Below are 13,242 nucleotides of genomic sequence, written 5' to 3' on the forward strand. Positions count from 1 at the left end.
CGCCCCGGCCGCCGGGCCTCAGCGCTCGGTGGCGCCCAGGTCGATGGCCGCGCCCTTGACGGTGCGCGCCACCGGCGCGTAGCTGCTGTCGAGCTGGTAGTTCACGCCGTAGGCGCTGGCTGCGCTCGGACCGGCCTTGCCGGCATCGATGATCGCGCTCGAGGCATTGGGCACGAAGCTGCTGGTGTCGAAGGGCGCGCTGCTGCCGGTCAGCAGGTTGGCGGTGCCGTTGACCTGGCCCTTGAGCGTCTTCCAGGCGGTGGTGTCGGTCCAGTCGCTGCGGATCCAGTTCACGCCCAGGTTCAGGATGCCGTCGGGCGTGTAGCTGGTGGAGAGCGAATCGTTCTCGGCCTGGCGCAGGTTCAGCGAGGTCACGGACGCGTCGAACCAGAACACGTTGTTCCACGCCTCCACCGTTTCCAGCGTCGTCGAGATCTGGAACAGGCGCACATTGGTGCCGGTGCCGTGCACGGTGTTGTTGAAGAAGTAGAGCGTGCCGCGCCGGAACAGTGTCTCGCCCCAGTTCGCGCCGGCCGCGGCACCGAAGTGGTCGCCGCCGTAGTGGAAGAAGCTGCCGTCGTCGCCGTTCTTCTTGAACTGGTTGCCGTAGACGAAGGTGCTGCGGTAGGCCGCCAGCGCGGTCGCGGTGACGGGAAAGTCCTCGGCCTCGACCATGTCGACCGAGCGCGCGCCGCCCTCGATGCGGTTGTAGCGCACCACCAGCCCGGCCGAGCGGTCCTTGACCGCGTTGCCCAGCGCGCCGCTGCGCAGCGGCCCGTAGCGGTTGAACTCGATCACCAGTCCGACGCTCTGGGTGTAGGTGGTGTGCTCGCGGTCGCTGCCGGCGATGCCGTGGCCCCACAGGTAGTTGCCGGCGATGCGGATGTTCTTCGTGACCATGAAGTCGCCGTCGTCGGTCGAGCGGCTGAAGACGGCCATCTGGCAGTCGCTGATCTCGTTGTCGGCGATCAGGATGTTCTGGCCGCGGTCGATCCAGACGCAGGCGCCGAACTGCGCATAGTTCTTGGTCGCGCCGGCCGCATCGGTGAAGGTGTAGCTCGGGTGGGCGGCGCGGATGTTCAGGCCGTCGATCTGGATCCAGGTCGGGTAGTCGGTGTAGGTGCCGCTGGCCAGTGCCTTGACGACGATGACGCTGCGGGTCTGGTGGATGTCCTGCGTCTCGGCGGTGTTGCCGTAGGCGCTGAGCAGTGCGCTGCGGGTGGTGGCACCGCTGCCCTCGATGATCGGGCGCTCGTTGTTCGGGCCGCGCACGCCGCAGATGCGCACCGGTGCGGTCTGCGTGCCCTGGGCCGCGACCAGGAACTTGCCCTTGTAGGGCGTCGACGAATAGAAGATGCGGACGGTGTCGCCGGCCTTCAGGCTTTCCCAGGGCACCTGGTCGAGTGCGGTGTAGGTCTTGCCCGGACCGACCTGGTAGTCGGTGCCCTTGCCCGAGGCTTCGCAGGTGCTCAGCTCCAGCGTCTCGACCGGCGGCGTCGGGGTCGGGGCGGGCGAGGGGCTCGGCGTGGTGCCGCCCGATCCGGTGTCTTCGCCGCCGCCGCCGCAGCCGGCCAGGGCCGCACCCAGCGCCAGGGCGGTGCCTGCCCAGAGCATGCGCACGCGTCGTGCCCGAGTCTTGTCCATCATGCTGTCCATGGGCCGTTCGCCTGTTTCAGTGTTCGTTGTCGTGAATCGTCCTCGCCGACGAGACGTCGGCGCCGCAGGTTCGCGACGATAGGGACGGCCGAATCGAACAGGGTAAGCATTTCCCGTGCATGTAACTGTCATGCACAAAATGACACCCCCCGCGAATAGGGGGTGTAAAAAAGGAATTAGTGAAACATTGATGTGATTTGCCTGCGCATCAAATCAACTTATTCGTGAATTGTTTCACGGTCATCGTGGCAGCCGTGTGAAGTATCTTGAAGTGCGCTGCGAGCCGCTGCGCCTCAGGAGTGGTCTGTCCGCTTCAGTCCGGGACGGCCTGCGGGCATGTGCACCTACATGAGGTTGCAACTGATCGGCCGATGGCGGGAGCGGACAACGCCGCCGCCCGCCAGATGCTCAGCGGAAGTTCATCGCAGGCTCATCGCTCGACCGCGCCAAGATCGTGGCCGAGGCCGCTCATGCGACGCAGCTGCGGCAGGCCGAGCGCGTCGATCTGATGGCTCAGCACCAGACTGACCGGGGAGGCGGTGCTGCGCTTGCCCGCGTCGATCAGCGCCGATCCGGCCACCGGGCGGAAGGAGGCGGCGTCGAAGGGCTGTGTCGTGTCGCCGAGCTGCGGCTCGACCAGATTGAGCTGGCCGCGCACCTTGTGCCAGATGTCCGAGTCCTGCCAGCCGCTGCTGATCCAGTTGCGTCCGAGGTTGACGATGCCCCCGCCGATCCAGGGTGCGGCCACCTCGCGGTCCATGCGCATGTTCTTGTCGCGGATGCTCGGGGCAAAGTGGATGACATTGTTCCAGGCCTCGACCTTTTCCTCGGTGGTGGCGATGCGGAACACCCAGGCCGCGGTGCCCTTGAGCATCAGCGTGTTGTGGAAGAAGTGCAGCGTGCCCTTGCGGAAGATCGGCTCGCCCCAGGTCGCGCCGGCCTGGCTGCCGAAATGATCGCCGCCATAGGTGATGACGCTGCCGGTGTCTCCGGTCTTGATGATCTGGTTGCCGTAGACGAAGGTGTTGCGATAGGCAGGCGTGGCCATCGCGGTGAGCGGGAAATCTTCGGCCTCGACCAGATCGATCGCGTGCGAGCCCTCCTCGATGCGGTTGTGGCGCACCACCGTGCCGGCCGAGCGGTCCTTGACGCCGTTGCCCAGCGCACCCTGACGCAGCGGCTCGTAGCGGTTGAACTCGATCACCGTGCCGATGCTCTGGGTGTAGGTGCTGTGCTGGTGCACATTGCCGACGATGCCGTGGCCGGCGAAGCGGTTGCCGGCGATGTACAGATTGCGCGTCACCGCGAAGTCGCCGTCGTCGGTCGACTTGCTGAACACGCCCATCTGGCAGTCGGTGATCTCGTTGTCGACGATCGAGATGTCGTGACCCCGCTCGACCCAGACGCAGGCTCCGAAGGGCAGATAGCTGCGCAGCGCCCCGGCGGCATTGCGGAAGCTGCGGCTCGGATGCGCGCCGGTGATCTTCAGGCCATCGATGCGGATGTGGCGCGGGTAGGCGGTCCAGCCCTGGGCCGGGTCCGACTTGATGACGATGAGGCTGCGGTCCTGGTGAATGTCGCGGGCGTAGGTGCTCGAGCCGTAGAGGCCGGAGAGCGCGGCCCGGGTGGTGGCGCCATCCGCGTCGATGACCGGGCGCGAGCCGTCGGCGCCGCGCACGCCGCAGATGCGCACCGGCGCGTCGGCCGTGCCCTGGGCGACGATCGCGAACTTGCCGCGGTAGGGCGTCGGCGCGGGGTGGATGCGCACCGTGTCGCCCGCCTTCAGGCTTTCCCAGGGCACCTGGTCGAGCGTGGTGTAGGCCAGTCCCGGTCCGACCGGAAAGTCCCGCCCCTTGCCCGAGGGCTGGCAGGGTGTCAGGCCCAGCGCGGCCGCGGCCACCGTGCTGCGGGTGCTGCCGATGGCCAGCACGCCGGGCGGCGCGGAAATGGTGCGGGTCAGCGTGCTGGCGCTGGCTGCCGTGACGGCGGTGACCGAGGTGACGGCGGTGGTGGCGTTCGCCGTGCGGATGACGACCTGGGCCTGCGCCGGCCGTGCCGCCAGGGCCATCAGGGCGCTGCCGGCCATCAGTCCGGCCAGACCGGTGACTGCGCCCCGAAATGCGATATTTTCGGTGGCGACGCTGCAATGAAACATGGAGACAACCTTTCGAGCCGGAAATGAGCCTGAGAAGACGACAGAATCTCCTGATCTGGAAAACTGTCATTCCCCCCTGATGGATGTCGGCATCTGGATGCGGGGGTTCAGTGCCGGGCGAAATTCACGGAGCGAAAGGTAGGCAGACCGCCGGGGGCCGCCCGTAAGCAAGTAGGGGAATCTGTAACTGCGGCGCCTCGAAACCGGTCAATCCGAGGGTGAAAGATCATGAAAAACCCCGTGGACGGGTTTTTCAGGCTCAGCCTGGTATTTGTGGGCGGGTTTCCTTCATTCGTGCGCATCGGCACGAACCGTGCGGTACCGGTCGGCCGCCTGTTCCGGGGGAGGGGGCGTGGTCCTCCCGGGTTTTTCGTGTACCGGCCGGCGGCCTGCAATTACAACTGGCCGGAAATGCCCCGCAATTCATTCGATCGATGTCGCGGAATATTTCCGGCTGCGGCGTGGCCGAATCTCGCAGATTCATGGCCGCGCCGGTGGCTGGCGCAGCGGGTGCCGCGCTCAGGGCTGCTCGATGGCCCCCAGATCGGGGCCGCGGCCGCGGACCGGGCGTTTGGCCAGGCCGCGCTCCTCCCCGATCTGATGGCTCAGGCGCAGTGGCTGACCGGCCGAGTCGGTCGGCAGATCGCCGGCGGGCTGATCGAGGCGCGCCAGCGGCGTGCGCATCCGGCCGCTGGCCGTGCTGATGGCCGGCGGCGGGCCTTCGAACAGCTGCGCGCCGCTGGTGCGCACCCGCACGACCGAGTCCGGGCCGGCCTGGGCCCAGTCGCGCGAGATCCAGTTGCTGCCGGCAAACTCGACCGTGCCGGCCTGGTGGCCGACCCGCATCTGGGTGCTGCCCAGATTGACGATCAGGTTGCCGGTGGCGCGCACCGTCTGGCGGGCGCCGGGCATGTCGAACAGCGCCATGTACCAGGCCTGCTGCTGGGTGCCGCTGTGGATCACGGTGTTGTGGAAGAAATGCAGCGTGCCGTTGCGGAAATGGCGCTCGTCGTTGTCGCCGCCCCAGTGGATCAGCTTGACCGAACCCGAGCCCGGCAGCGACAGGTCGTTCAGGATCAGGTTGCCGTAGACCCAGGCGTCCGGATAGTGGCGATCCTCGCGCACCGGGCGCACGCCGCCCTCGATCTCGACCAGATCGAGCGCACGCGCCGCCGCGGTGATGCGGTTGAAGCGCACCACCGTGCCGCTGGAGCGGTCCTTCAGCGACGAGCCGCGTGCGCCGGGGATCAGCTGGCCGATGTCGTTGCCCTCGTAGAGCGCGCGTGCGGTCTGCACATACAGGTTGTGCTCCAGCCAGCTGCCGACATTGCCGTTGTTCCAGATGCGGTTGTGGCGGATGAAGACATTGCGGCTGGATTCCTCGTCGGAGCGGCTGTTGACGAAGATGCCGTTGCCGTTGCCGGTGATCTCGCAGTTCTCGACGGTCAGGTCCTCGACCACGATGGCGTAGATCGCCGCGGCACCGGCGACATAGCGCCCGCTCTGGCCGTCCATGCCGGTGTAGCGCCTGTCCTTGTGCGCGCCGGTGAGCTTCAGGTTCTGGATGCGGATGTGGCGCGGCCGGCTGCCCCAGGCCTGGTCGCGCGACTTGTAGATGAAGATCAGCCCGTAGGGCTCGCTGTACTGCTTGCTGAAGAAGCCGCTGGCGGCGGCATCGCGGGCGGTGGTGGCGTTCTCGCCGCTGATGACCGGGCGGCGGCACTGCGCGTCGGTGACGCCGTTGAGCACCACCGGCGCATCGGCGCGGCCCTGCGCGCGCAGGCCGATCTTGGTGCGGTAGGGCTCGGGGCGGTGGTGGATGTTGACCACGTCGCCGGCCTGCAGCGACAGCCAGGGCACCTCGTCGAGCTCGGTGAAGGTCTGGCCCGGACCGACATGGAAGGTGCGCCCGCTGCCGGTGAGCGCGGTGCTGCAGCCGTCGGCGCGGGCCGGCTCGACCACCGGCGGCGGCCACGGGCCGTCCTCGCGCGGCGCGGCGGCCTGGCTGGCCGCCGCGGCCGGTGCTTCCGGCGTGGGCACCGGCGCCGGCGCGCTGTCGAGAAAGCGGCCGGACTCGGCGCTGGGCCAGCCTGCGGCGGGCTGGCCGCTGTGCTCGGTGGGCACGCGCACGGTCTGGGCCTGAGGCAGGCCGTGCAGCAGGGTCAGGCCGCTCAAGCCAAGGAGGCCAAGGCCGAGCAGTCGGGGGGCGGGCAGGGGCATGCTGAAGGTCTCCTGTCGGTGCGTCGGGCGAGGGTCGGGAAAGCCCCGATCTTGCCGCAGCGCTGCGCTAACATCCCGCGCCACAAGCACCCTGGCACAGGGAGAGGACAGGATTTCATGAGGCTGATGCACATCGTCGACTCGCTCGAGTTCGGCGGACTTGAACGGGTGGTCACCGATCTGGCGATCGAGCAGAAGCGCCGCGGCGACACGGTCTGCGTCTTCAGCCTGCTGGCCACCGAGGGGCTCAAGCCCGAGCTGGAGGCCGCCGGCGTCGAGGTGATCGTCGGCCACAAGCGCGACGGCCTCGATCTCGGGCTGATCCTGAGGCTGCGCCGCGCGATGGCCTGGCGCAACATCGATCTGGTGCATGCCCACAACTTCGTGCCCAACTACCACGCCGCCGCGGCGATCCGCACGATGTTCGGCGGCCCGGTGCAGGTCTGCAGCCTGCACGACATGGGCTTCCGGCTCGAGCGCGAGAAGCGGCTGCGCCAGTACTTCCTGTGGTCGCTCAGGCACACCCGTGGCGTGGCGATGGTGGGCTCGCAGGTGCACGGCCGCTATGTCGGCGACGGCCTGGTGCCGGCCGAGCGGGCCACCACGGTGCTCAACGGCATCCCGGTCGAGCGCTTCCGCTGGACGCTCGAGCGCCGTCGCATCGCCCGCGAGCGCCTGGGCGTGCCCGAGGACGCGCTGCTGATCGGTGCGGTCGGCCGCCAGGTGGCGCTGAAGAACCACCGGCTGCTGATCGCGCTGATGCCGGCGCTTCTGAAGCGGCACCCCTCGCTGCATCTGGCGCTGGTGGGCTCCGGCCCGCTGGAGGCCGAGCTGCGCGCGCAGGCCGAGACTGCGGGCGTGGCCGCGCGGGTGATCTTCACCGGCCAGCGCAAGGATGTGGCCGACCTCACGCCGGGCTTCGACATCTTCGCGATGCCCTCGCTGACCGAGGGCCTGTCGATCGCGCTGCTCGAGGCCTGCGCGACCCGGCTGGCGATCGTTGCCACCGCGGTGGGCGGCAACCCCGAGATCGTGCGCGACGGCCAGACCGGCCTGCTGGTGCCGCCCGACCAGGGCGAGCCGCTGCAGGCCGCGCTGGAGCGGCTGCTGGCCGACGCCGCGCTGCGCGAGCGCCTGGGCCAGGCCGCCTGCGACTGGGTGAGCGAACACGCCTCGATCGGCGCGCTCTACCGCACCTGCAGCGCGTTCTACCAGCGCGCTCGGGGGCGGTGAGGCTCGGGCGGGTCGCAGGCTGCGACAATCGCGGCCCTCCTGCCTTGTCTCCTCCGCCTGGACCGCCCATGTCATTCGTTTCCCTCGGCCTGAAGCCGCCCCTGCTGAGCGCGCTGCGCGAACTCGGTTTCACGCAGCCCACGCCGGTGCAGGCCGAGGCGATTCCCGCCGCGCTCTCGGGCGCGGATCTGCAGGTCTCGGCGCAGACCGGCTCGGGCAAGACGCTGGCCTTCGCGCTGCCGCTGCTGCAGGCCGATCTGGCCGCCACCCGTGCCTGGCCGCGCGCGCCGCACGGGCTGGTGCTGGTGCCGACGCGCGAGCTGGCGATGCAGGCCGGCGAGCTGCTGCGCGATCTGGCGCGCCGGCTGCCGGATCCGCCGCGGGTGTCGGTGCTGTTCGGCGGCGTGTCGATCAATCCGCAGATGATGGCCTTGCGCGGCGGCACCGAGCTGGTGGTGGCCACGCCGGGCCGGCTGCTCGATCTGGTCGATCACAACGCGATCCGGCTCGACCATGTGCGCACGCTGGTGCTCGACGAGGCCGACCGGCTGCTCGACCTGGGCTTCGCCGACGAGCTGACCCGCGTGCTGGCGCTGCTGCCGGCGCGCCGGCAGAACCTGCTGTTCTCGGCGACCTTTCCGGCGTCGGTGCAGTCGCTGGCCGATGCGCTGCTGCGCGCGCCGGTGCGCATCGACATCGCGCCGGGGCCGGTCGCCGGCGCGGCCGGGGAGGGCGGCGAGGGCGCCGCGGCCCATCCCGACATCCACGAGCGCGCGATTGCGCTCGACGCCGGCCGGCGCACCGGCGTGCTGCGCCAGCTGCTGAAGACGCATGGCTGGGACCGGGTGCTGGTCTTCGTCGCCACCCGCCATGCCACCGAGCTGGTCGCGCACAAGCTCGGCCGCGAGGGCGTGCCGGCGCATGCGCTGCACGGCGAGCTGAGCCAGGGCACCCGCACCGAGGTGCTGGCGGCCTTCCGCGCCGGGCGCATCCGCGTGCTGGTGGTGACCGATCTGGCCGCGCGCGGCATCGACATCCCGGCGCTGCCGGCGGTGGTCAACTACGACCTGCCACGCTCGACCGACGACTACACCCACCGCATCGGCCGCACCGGCCGCGCCGGGCTGAGCGGCACCGCGGTGAGCTTCGTCAGCGCCGCGACCGAGGCGCATTTCCGCCTGATCGAGAAGCGCCAGGGCCGGCGCGTGCCGCGCGAGCAGCTCGCCGGCTACGAGCCGACCGAGACCGCCACGCCGGAGCAGTCCGCCGGCGGCATCAAGGGCCGGCGCCCGAGCAAGAAGGACAAGCTGCGGGCGGCAGCCGCTGCCGCCGCCGCAGCCAATCAGGATCAGCGCGGCGGCAGCTGAGCCTTGAGCCAGGCGTAGGTGCGGCTCAGGCCTTCGGGCGTGGGCACGCGCTGCGTCCAGCCGATCTTCTTCAGGCCGTCGTTGCTGTAGCGGATCGGCGTGTACATCGACTTCACGACATAGGGCGTGAAGACCGCCGGCATCTGGCCCTTGGACTTCCTGTTGTAGGCCACCAGCTTGCCCGACACCCACAGGAAGGCGCCGAAGGGCAGCGTGACGACGCGCATCTTCTGCACGTTCTTCAGGTAGCCGTCGAGGTACTGGCGGCAGGTCGGGATCTGGTCGTCGACCACCGCGAAGGCGCTGCCGCTGGGCGCGTGCACCGCGGCGCGCGCGACCGCGTCGGCGCAGTTCTCGACATAGGTCAGCGGCAGCAGCGCGCCGTTGCCCAGGCTGGCGAACAGGCCCATCGCCTTCAGGCCGACGCGCGGCGACAGCGCGCCGCCCCCGGGGCCGTAGATCACGCCCGGGCGCAGGATCACCGTCTCGAAGCCGTACTGCCTGGCGAAGTCCAGGAACATGTGCTCCTGGCGGGTCTTGGCGTAGCCGTAGGGGCCCTTGTCGACGCCGACCGGCTCGATCGGGGTGTCCTCGCCCAGCGTGTCGCCCGGCTTCATCGCGTCGGTCTTGTAGACCGCAAAGGAGCTGATCAGCACGATGCGCTTCGTGCCGACGCGCCCGCAGGCCTCGAAGACATTTCGGCTGCCCATCACCGTGTTGGCGAACATGTCGGCGGCGGCGCCCTTCATGCCGGCGGCGGCATGGATGACGCAGTCGACGCCCTCGAGCATCGCGTCGAAGGAGCCGCGCGCGATCAGGTTGGCGCCTGCGGTCTCGAGGCGGGCCTGCGGGAATTCCCGCTGCAGCGACTCGATCAGGCCGGCCGGGGCGCGGCTGCGGAAGTGCAGCCGCAGGTCGTTCTGGCCTGCCATCAGCAGGCTGCGGGTGATCTGCTTGCCGAGGAAACCGCCGGCGCCGGTGAGGAGGATCTTCATGCGCGGGCCTCCGTGGCGGAGGTGGAGTTCTTCGGGTCGGCCATGCAGGCGTCGACGCCCTCGACGATCTGGTCGATGACGCGGCACACCCGCAGGATCTGCTCGGGCGGCACCGGATCGGCGCCACGGCCCTCGACCGCGTCGTAGAAGCGCTCCAGCAGCACGCGCATGCACTGGAAGTAGTGGAACTCGTACTTGCGGAAGCGACCGATGTTGCGCCGGCCGTTGGCGGCGAGCTGCCGGGCCTGCGTCCAGGCCATGAACTGGCGGCCCAGCGCGCTGGGCGCCGACCAGCGCGAGGCACGGATCAGCGTGCGCGAGGTGTAGTCGAGCTCGACCGAGTCGGTGGTGCCGACCACCTTGAGCGTGTGCGGCACCGGGCGGCCGTGCGCGCTGACATTGCCGCTGACGGTGACGCCGCCGCTCCTCAGGATGAAGCGCAGCTCGTCGGGCATCGCGTCGACGATGGCCGAGCCGGTGGGGCCGCGGCGGCGGAAGGCCAGCACGCGGGTGTCGATCTCGTCGCCGAGGAAGGGCACCACCTTGGCCAGCACATGGTCGAGCACGTTGTGGAACAGCTTGCCCGGCAGCCGGTGCACCCAGTGGCCGGGGTCGGTCATCACCGCCAGGCCGTAGTCGCCCGACAGGTTGTAGCCGTAGCTGGTGTCGAGGTGGACGATCTCGCCCAGCTCGCCCTTCTGCAGCAGCGTCTCCAGCTCGAGGCCCGGCGTCTCGTAGTTGTAGAGGTAGTTGACGCCCGCCTTGCGGCCGGCTTCCCTGGCCAGCTTCAGGATCTCGAGCGCCTGCGCCGCGGTCAGCGCGAAGGGCTTCTCCATGAACACATGGCAGCCCGCCGCGAAGGCCATCTTCGCCAGGAACAGGTGCGAGTCCGGCGGCGTGGCGATGTGCACCACGTCCAGGCGCTCCTTGGCGAACATCTCGGCCGCGTCGTCATAGCGGCCGGGGATCTTCATGCGCACCGCCAGCTGCTCGGCCATCAGCGGCTCGCGGTCGCAGACCGCGACCACCTCGCCGCGGCCGATCGCGCGGATCTGTTCGACATGGCCGTCGGCGATCTTGCCGCAGCCGATGATTCCTACCCTCAACACATCTCGCTCCCGGAGAGAAACACGATTTTTCTGGCGGATCGCTCCGCGGGTCAGCGGCTGGTGCGGCCCCAGCTTCCGGCATAGCGGCCGGTGGCATAGCGCCAGGAGGCGACCAGGAAGGCCCAGTTCAGCGCGAACAGGAAGGCCGCCAGCTTGACCAGCGTCGGCAGCTTCACGCCGCGGCTGCTCATCTGCCAGCCTGCCCAGGCGGCCAGATAGGCCAGCGCCTGGCCCAGCGCGTACAGCGCCCAGCCCGACGAGCCGGTCTGCACCGCCAGCGCCACCGAGGCGCCCAGCGCCAGCAGCAGCAGATGCGGCGCGGTCCAGCGCAGCACCTTGTGCGAGACATAGGCGAAGGCGGTGGCCGCCGAGGTGCGTGTCAGGTACTGCGGATGGCGCACCAGCGCCTGGAAGTTGCCGATGCCGATGCGGATGCGCCGCTTGACCTCTTCGCCGATCTCCTCGGGCGTGTCCTCCTCGGCCCAGGCCTTGGGCTCGTAGACCAGCCGGTGGCCGCCGGCCGAGACATTCATCGCGATGACGAAGTCGTCGCAGATGGTGTCCGGGCGGATCGGCTGCCACAGCGCGCGGCGGATCGCGTAGATCGCGCCGTTGGCGCCCAGCAGCGCGCCGATGCGGGCCTCGAAGAACTTCAGGAACTGCTCGATGCGCCAGTACAGGCTGTCCTGGTTGTCGCCGCCGGCGTTGCCCAGCAGGCGCAGCTCGCCGGTGACGCCGCCGACCTTGGGGTCGTCGAAGCGCGAGACCAGCTTCTTGAGCGCACCGCGCTCGAAGTAGGTGTTGGCGTCGGAGAAGACGACGATCGGCTCGGTGGTGCGCGAGACCAGGTCGTTGAGCACGCTGGCCTTGCCGCGGTTCTGCTCGAAGGGCAGCGCGACCAGGCGCGGCTCGCCCGCGAAGCGGCCCATCAGCTCGGCGGTGCGGTCGCGGCTGCCGTCCGAGCCGATGTAGGCGCGCAGCCGGTCGGCGGGATAGTCGAGCGCCAGCAGGTTCTCGATGCGCGAGACGATGTGGCGTTCCTCGTTGTAGGCCGAGATGACGATGGCCACCGGCGGCCAGTCCGGCTCGGTGCCGGCGGCCGAGCGCTGCATCTCCAGCCGGCGCTCGCTCTTGCGGAAGACGAAGGCGACGTCGCGCAGCCCCTGGCTGATCGCGCCGACGACGAAGAGCGCGAGCGGGTAGAGGGCGTAGGAGTAGACCACCGCCACGACCCCTCCGATCGCGACGATGGCCAGCAGCAGCTCGACCACCGCTCAGTTCCCCGCCGGCATCGGGCGGTAGGCCGGGCGCGGGATGACCAGGTCGCGGTACTGGCCGGGCTCGCCGGGCAGGCCCTGCTCGGCGGCCTTGACGATGTTGTACATCTCGCGGGCGCTGACATGGTGCAGCTTCCACTCGCGGCCGTCGTTGTACTTCGCGTGCAGATGCTCGTAGCAGCGGCGCATCGGCTCGCCCAGCAGCGTGTCCATGTCGCGCTCCTGCGTGCCGTGGGTGTGGATCTTCACGAAGATCCACTCCGGCTTGCCCTCGACATGGATGCCGGTCTCGATCCAGGCATCGACCCTGTCGGGCGTGGGCGGGCAGCTGGTGCGGATGTCGGAGTTCTCGATGCGCGGGATGATGCCGAACTTGCGGTCGTTCCACTTGAAGCCCAGCGGGCCCTGGATCAGCATCAGGTCGCCCCAGGGCTTGCCGCCGGCCTTCACCCGCATGCCGGTGTCATGCGACTTGCAGCGCTCCGGATCGTCCTTGGCGTAGTAGATCTTGTTGATCGTCGAGGTCTGGCAGGGGTCGGGCGAGGCCGGGAAGGTGTAGTCGACATAGCAGCCTTCCTCGCGCAGCACGATCAGCTCGTTGTTCACGCCGCAGCCGAAGCCGTGCGGGTGCGAGTTGTCCAGCGCCCAGTTGCCGTGGATGAAGGCCCAGCGCGGCTGCTTCGTCACCGGATCGACCGGCAGCGCGTCGTGGCGGTCGACCAGCGTGCGGGTGAAGCGGCGCAGCTTCTCGCGCAGGCCGGCTTCGGTGTCCTTGTCATGGTGCAGATGGATCTCGATCTCGCCGTAGCCCATGCGGCAGATCTCCACCAGTGCATCGAGGTGCTCGGGGCGGTACTCCTCTTCCGGGTAGAAGAAGCTGTGGATCGGGCCGCGCCCGTCGGCGTCTCGGAACTGGTCGCACAGCGCCGGGTACTCCTGGCGCCAGCGTGCCACCCGGCGGCATTCGGTGGCGTAGTCCGGCTGCTTCCACATCGGCTCGTAGTGGTCGACGAAGCAGAACATCACATGCTTCGTGGTGCCCGGCGGCACCGGGGCGCGCCAGTCCTGCTTCAGATAGCTGAACAGCCATTCCTGGATGTTGCGCTGGCGGATGAACAGCACGACCGCGGCGCACAGCAGCAGCAGGAGCACGACAAGCACATGGACGAGCGTCATCGGAGTCTTGGAGGAATCAAAGATGGAGTCGACAGAGTCTGACTAAAGCGCAAT

The 13,242-nt window shown here is 69.2% G+C and carries 9 protein-coding genes; 2 read left to right on the forward strand and 7 right to left on the reverse strand.

Features of this window, described 5'->3' with window-relative positions; translation table 11 throughout:
- Positions 1–18 precede the first annotated feature (18 nt).
- The 3 genes from NFT33_RS09770 to NFT33_RS09780 all read right to left on the reverse strand — a co-directional run bounded on the left by NFT33_RS09770 (position 19) and on the right by NFT33_RS09780 (position 5,986).
- Positions 19–1,656 (reverse strand): hypothetical protein, encoded by a 1,638-nt coding sequence (locus NFT33_RS09770; protein WP_251674968.1) that lies wholly within the window; start codon positions 1,654–1,656, stop codon positions 19–21.
- Positions 1,657–2,086: 430 nt separating this feature from the next.
- Entirely contained in the window at positions 2,087–3,742 is a 1,656-nt protein-coding gene (locus tag NFT33_RS09775; RefSeq protein WP_251674970.1) for a right-handed parallel beta-helix repeat-containing protein, read from the reverse strand.
- A 588-nt stretch (positions 3,743–4,330) separates the two neighbouring features.
- Positions 4,331–5,986: a right-handed parallel beta-helix repeat-containing protein gene (locus NFT33_RS09780; RefSeq protein ID WP_251674972.1), complete on the reverse strand. Its 1,656-nt coding sequence runs from the start codon at positions 5,984–5,986 to the stop codon at positions 4,331–4,333.
- A gap of 162 nt (positions 5,987–6,148) precedes the next feature.
- Between NFT33_RS09780 and NFT33_RS09785 the strand changes: the two genes are divergently transcribed.
- Complete coding sequence (locus tag NFT33_RS09785; protein WP_251674974.1) at positions 6,149–7,264, forward strand: glycosyltransferase; 1,116 nt, start codon at positions 6,149–6,151, stop codon at positions 7,262–7,264.
- A 68-nt stretch (positions 7,265–7,332) separates the two neighbouring features.
- Positions 7,333–8,631 carry a DEAD/DEAH box helicase gene (locus tag NFT33_RS09790; protein ID WP_251674976.1) on the forward strand — a complete coding sequence of 433 codons (1,299 nt, stop codon included), beginning with the start codon at positions 7,333–7,335 and terminating at the stop codon, positions 8,629–8,631.
- Here the strand turns inward: NFT33_RS09790 and NFT33_RS09795 are convergent.
- From NFT33_RS09795 to NFT33_RS09810, 4 genes are read right to left on the reverse strand one after another with little or no spacing between them, the layout of a single operon-like run.
- Positions 8,613–9,626 carry an NAD-dependent epimerase/dehydratase family protein gene (locus NFT33_RS09795; RefSeq protein WP_251674978.1) on the reverse strand — a complete coding sequence of 338 codons (1,014 nt, stop codon included), beginning with the start codon at positions 9,624–9,626 and terminating at the stop codon, positions 8,613–8,615. The two genes, NFT33_RS09790 and NFT33_RS09795, sit on opposite strands and share 19 nt — an antisense overlap.
- Positions 9,623–10,732, reverse strand: coding sequence for a Gfo/Idh/MocA family protein (locus NFT33_RS09800; RefSeq protein ID WP_251674980.1), 1,110 nt, complete (start codon positions 10,730–10,732; stop codon positions 9,623–9,625). The genes NFT33_RS09795 and NFT33_RS09800 overlap by 4 nt, the downstream gene beginning before the upstream one ends.
- Before the next feature lie 53 nt (positions 10,733–10,785).
- On the reverse strand, positions 10,786–12,006 hold the full coding sequence (locus NFT33_RS09805) for a glycosyltransferase family 2 protein (RefSeq protein WP_251674982.1): 1,221 nt from the start codon (positions 12,004–12,006) through the stop codon (positions 10,786–10,788).
- Positions 12,007–12,009: 3 nt separating this feature from the next.
- On the reverse strand, positions 12,010–13,188 hold the full coding sequence (locus NFT33_RS09810; protein ID WP_149503952.1) for a hypothetical protein: 1,179 nt from the start codon (positions 13,186–13,188) through the stop codon (positions 12,010–12,012).
- Positions 13,189–13,242: the final 54 nt, after the last annotated feature.

This window comes from Sphaerotilus sp. FB-3 (genome assembly GCF_023706025.1).
GTDB classification, from domain to species: Bacteria; Pseudomonadota; Gammaproteobacteria; order Burkholderiales; family Burkholderiaceae_C; genus Sphaerotilus; species Sphaerotilus sulfidivorans.

Excerpts from the sequence above, each read along its gene's own strand:
- NFT33_RS09770 (WP_251674968.1), bottom strand. The coding sequence starts at position 1,656 with ATGGACAGCATGATGGACAAGACTCGGGCACGACGCGTGCGCATGCTC.
- NFT33_RS09775 (WP_251674970.1), bottom strand. The coding sequence starts at position 3,742 with ATGGCCGGCAGCGCCCTGATGGCCCTGGCGGCACGGCCGGCGCAGGCC.
- NFT33_RS09785 (WP_251674974.1), top strand. The coding sequence starts at position 6,149 with ATGAGGCTGATGCACATCGTCGACTCGCTCGAGTTCGGCGGACTTGAA.
- NFT33_RS09790 (WP_251674976.1), top strand. The coding sequence starts at position 7,333 with ATGTCATTCGTTTCCCTCGGCCTGAAGCCGCCCCTGCTGAGCGCGCTG.
- NFT33_RS09795 (WP_251674978.1), bottom strand. The coding sequence starts at position 9,626 with ATGAAGATCCTCCTCACCGGCGCCGGCGGTTTCCTCGGCAAGCAGATC.
- NFT33_RS09810 (WP_149503952.1), bottom strand. The coding sequence starts at position 13,188 with ATGACGCTCGTCCATGTGCTTGTCGTGCTCCTGCTGCTGCTGTGCGCC.